Here is a 4153-nt window from a genome sequence, read left to right as displayed (position 1 = left end):
AATCAATCACACCGTGGCTCTAGAACACGGTGGCCCGACTATCGGGGACCTGCCACGATGACTTCGAATCCTTCTTCATACAACGAAGATCTCGAATGTGCGATTTGGTGGAGAAAGCTATGGGCAAGGACGTCCCTCGCGATGTGGGTGGTGACGCCGAGGAAACCTCCGATCGCTTCGAAATTGGCGAGATAGAGGAACTCCCGGACGAAACCGACTGACTCGCAAGACGCGCAAAACCGATTCCGACCAGAAGCCGTTCGGTCCCGCCCCGGACTCCAGTACCGATTAGCTACAGTCAGGCAATGACAGCGATAGCCGCAGGAGACACCGCACCAGACGTCGGCCAGCTGGTACGGGTCCGCGGCCAGCAGTGGGTCGTTAATCGCCGCAGCGTGAGCACGCAGCCGCGTGACGAGCTGGCGACCGAACCCCCCGGACGAACGCTCGTCACCCTCAGTTCGGTCAGCGACGACGACTTGGGTGACGAGCTGACCGTCGCTTGGGAGATCGAGCCCGGCCGCGAAATGCTCCCAGAAACACGGCTTCCTGCCGTTACAGAGTCGGGCTGGGACGATCCACAGACCCTTGGCGCATTCCTCGATGCAGTGCGCTGGGGAACCGTGGCAAGCGCTGACGATGACACTCTGCAGGCCCCGTTCAGGTCGGGCATCACCATCGAGGACTACCAGCTCGAGCCGGTGGCGAAGGCTCTCGGCATGCCGCGCGTAGCACTCCTTATCGCCGACGACGTGGGGCTCGGCAAAACCATCGAGGCCGGCTTGGTTATGCAAGAGATGTTGCTGCGCAACAGAGCTCGCCGTGTGATCGTCGTTTGCCCGGCTCCTCTTACCGGAAAGTGGCGGGATGAGCTGGCAGAAAAGTTTGGTCTCGACTTCACCGTACTGAACGCTGAAGCCTTGAAGACACTTCGGCGAAGTCACGGTCTGGAAGCCAACCCATTCTCCGTCTTTCCTCGCACAATTGTGAGCCTGCCCTGGTTGCGTACGCCTCGCGTACAGCGGTTGCTGGACGAGGTCTTGGTCGACAGCGCTCGCCACCCTGGGTTCTTTGACATCCTTGTAGTCGACGAGGCGCACCATTGCGCGCCTCCGGCTCCCGGAAAAGGTAGGAAGTACGCGCTGGACAGCTTGCAGACACGCGCGGTCCGGCGCCTGGGTGACTTCGCGCAACATCGAATGTTCTTATCGGCAACCCCCCACAATGGATACTCCGAGTCTTGGCAAGCGTTGCTGGAGCTGTTGGACCCTCGGCGGTTCGCCCGCGGTGTGGAGCCGAGACCGGAAGTTGTCCAGCAGGTCATGGTTCGTCGGCTTAAGGACGATTTAACGCTTCCCGACGGCTCGCCTCGTTTTCCTGGTCGCCATGCTCGGGCGCTCGAAGTCGCGTACACCGCCGACGAGCAGACAGGCCATGAATTGCTATCGACGTACACCGAGTCGAGGCGAAATGTCCCAGGAGGCTCCGCAGTCCGTGCCGGCGACCTGATAAGTCTCCTGCTGAAGAAACGGATGTTCTCATCCCCGGCGGCATTCGCTCGGACGTTGGATGCACATCGCGCTACCGTGGCGCGAGCTGGCGCTCCGGTTATCGAGGATAATGTTCCTGAGTGGTTGACCGATGCGTTGAGCTGGGAAGACGAGCCCGATCCCGACGAAGCCGAAGCCGACGTATTGGCACGTGCCGCGGCCACCACGGGCGAGTTGAACGCAGCACAGGCGAAGGTACTCGAGGAACTCCACAAGTGGGCGCAACGCCGAGCGGAGCCGGCTGATAGTAAGGCCGACGTACTGGTCAACGAGCTGCGACGCCTGTGTCCTCCTGGAAGCGAGACTCGAGTAATCGTATTTACTGAATACCGGGACACCCAAGTGTGGTTGGCAGGCATTCTTGATGCCCGCGGTCTCGGTGGAGAGCGGCTGGGTCTGCTGCATGGCGGCATGGACGACAAGCAGCGTGAACACCTGAAAGATGCGTTCCAAGCCTCGCCCGACCGCGATCCGCTCCGCTTTCTGCTTGCCACAGATGCGGCCAGTGAGGGAATCGACCTGCAACGGCACTGCCATACCGTGATTCATTACGACATCCCGTTCAACCCGAACCGACTCGAGCAACGCATCGGTCGAGTCGATCGTTATGGTCAGAGCTCCGAGGTCGACGTCGTCCACTTCGTCGGCGCTGCTTGGCGGTCGGCCGTCGCAGGGTCTTACGACGGCGATCTCGAATTCCTCTCACGTGTGGCTGCCAAGGTTGCCACCGAGCGCCGCGACCTCGGTAGCGTCAATCCAGTGCTTGCCGGGGCTGTGGAGGCTCAGATGCTGGGCCGCCCGTTGCTCGTTGACCCGATGACAGTGAAGGCAAGCCCAGCCGCCACCGTACTCAAGGCTGAGCAAGGACTTCGGGCCCAAGCCGAACGCTTGCGGGCTCAGCTCGATCAGTCCGTGGCACGACTTCACGTAGCTCCCGACAATGTTCGACGTGTCGTCGACACCGCTCTATCACTTGCTCAGCAGCCGCCGCTCGCCGATCGCCGGGTGGGCGAGGTAGAGCCGCCGGAGCTGCGTAGTGGATGGGAACGCACACTTACCGGTCTGCCAGACCCGCTGTCTGGTGAGCTGCGGACATTGACCTTCGATGCTGACGTCGCCCGTGGACGCGACGACGTCGTTCTCGCCCACCTGGGACACCCCCTCGTCGCTCAATCGACTCGACTGCTTCGTAGTGCGGTCTGGGGCGGTCGCACTGATTTGTATCGCGTCACAGCGGTCCGCTTTTCACCACCCGACAGTCTGTCTCTACGCGGACCCGTCGTGATGGTGCTTGCCCGTCTGGTGGTGGTGGGTGCCGACGGAGGCCGCTTGCACGAAGAGATTGTGCTGGCCGGCCGAGAGCTGCCGGACAAGGGACCGACCAGGCGGATGGACCTTCAAAAGGCTAGCTACAGCGAACTCCGGACGTCAGTAGAGGCGGCTCTCGAACCTGACGCCTGCACGCCAGCGCCGTTAAACGCCCGAAACCGGCTTGCGCAGCGGTGGGACGAACTCACCCCACGCCTGGTCGAGGATCTACGCCTGCGCGCCACCGCCCAGAAAGACGCCCGCGCAAGCGATCTGGCTGGACAGCTCAGCAGAGCTACCCAACATACTCGTGCGGTTTACGATCAGCTCCGCGCAACCCTACAGACGGCACTCGCGAATGACGGCGCAGTCCAACTGGCATTCGATGACCTAGACAAGACGGAGCAGCAACAATTCGAGCGCGATCGCCAAGCGTGGCAGCAGCGGCTTGACGCCCTCGAAGAGGATCGCGATCGCGAAGTGGACTTGCTCAATCAACGCTACGGGGACGTGAAGGAACTGGTGTTCCCGTTTGCCGTGGTTCTCGCCGTCCCGGAAGGAAACAACTGATGAGCCGACGACGTCGCCGCACCTACGCCGCTGGAGAAGCGGCACGACATCGTCATTCATGGCTTGAACTTCTGCAGACGTCGGGGCCATCTCTGACCTTGCCCGTGGTCGACCGTGTCTGGCCGACAGGTATTCCCGTAGTTGCACAAACATCACGCCAGGTGGTGCGAGCCGCAGCTGCCCAAGCGTTGGCCGACGGTGGTTCGAGCCGCCGCAGCGCGATCCAGACGGTGCTCGTCGAGGCTCTGGACTGGGGGGCTCGTCTGCGCTGGGAAGACCAAGTTCCCTCATCGATGGCCGAGCCAGTAGGCGAACACGGTGTGCTACTCGCACCGGACTTCGGCTTTTACGCAGACCTGCCTGCCGCTGAAACCTCTGAGGGCGAGACGATTTCGCTTCAGAACGATGAAGAAGAGCTCACCCCCCAGCCCACTGCCGGACCGTGGCGAATGCTTGGTTCAATTACCCCATGGGGGACCCACCCTCTGCAGCGGACAAACACCGACGGATGGTCGGCTAGTCCTGTCGAGCGGTTGGCGGTAGTTCTTCGCGCAAGAGATGTACCAATAGGGTTGGTAACCGACGGACGTTGGTGGGCGGTGGTATGGGCGCCGATCGGCGGCACCGTGGGCGCGTCCGTATGGGATTCGAGTGTGTGGGGTGAGGAACCGGGACTGCCCCGAGTTCAGTTGACTCGTGGGGTTGAGTGATTCAGGCCGCGTGTG

Annotated in this window: 1 protein-coding gene; it reads left to right on the top strand. The window is 62.0% G+C overall.

Features of this window, described 5'->3' with window-relative positions; all coding sequences use genetic code 11:
- Positions 1–305 precede the first annotated feature (305 nt).
- The gene (gene drmD / locus QM590_RS25655; protein WP_269596870.1) at positions 306–3428 is read left to right on the top strand and encodes a DISARM system SNF2-like helicase DrmD; all 3123 of its coding nucleotides are present in this window, start codon (positions 306–308) and stop codon (positions 3426–3428) included.
- Positions 3429–4153: the final 725 nt, after the last annotated feature.

It is taken from the genome of Rhodococcus sp. IEGM 1372, from assembly GCF_030056835.1.
GTDB lineage: Bacteria > Actinomycetota > Actinomycetes > Mycobacteriales > Mycobacteriaceae > Rhodococcoides.
The sequence above is the reverse complement of the archived record's forward strand: the minus strand, read 5'-3'. Positions and strand labels throughout refer to the sequence as shown.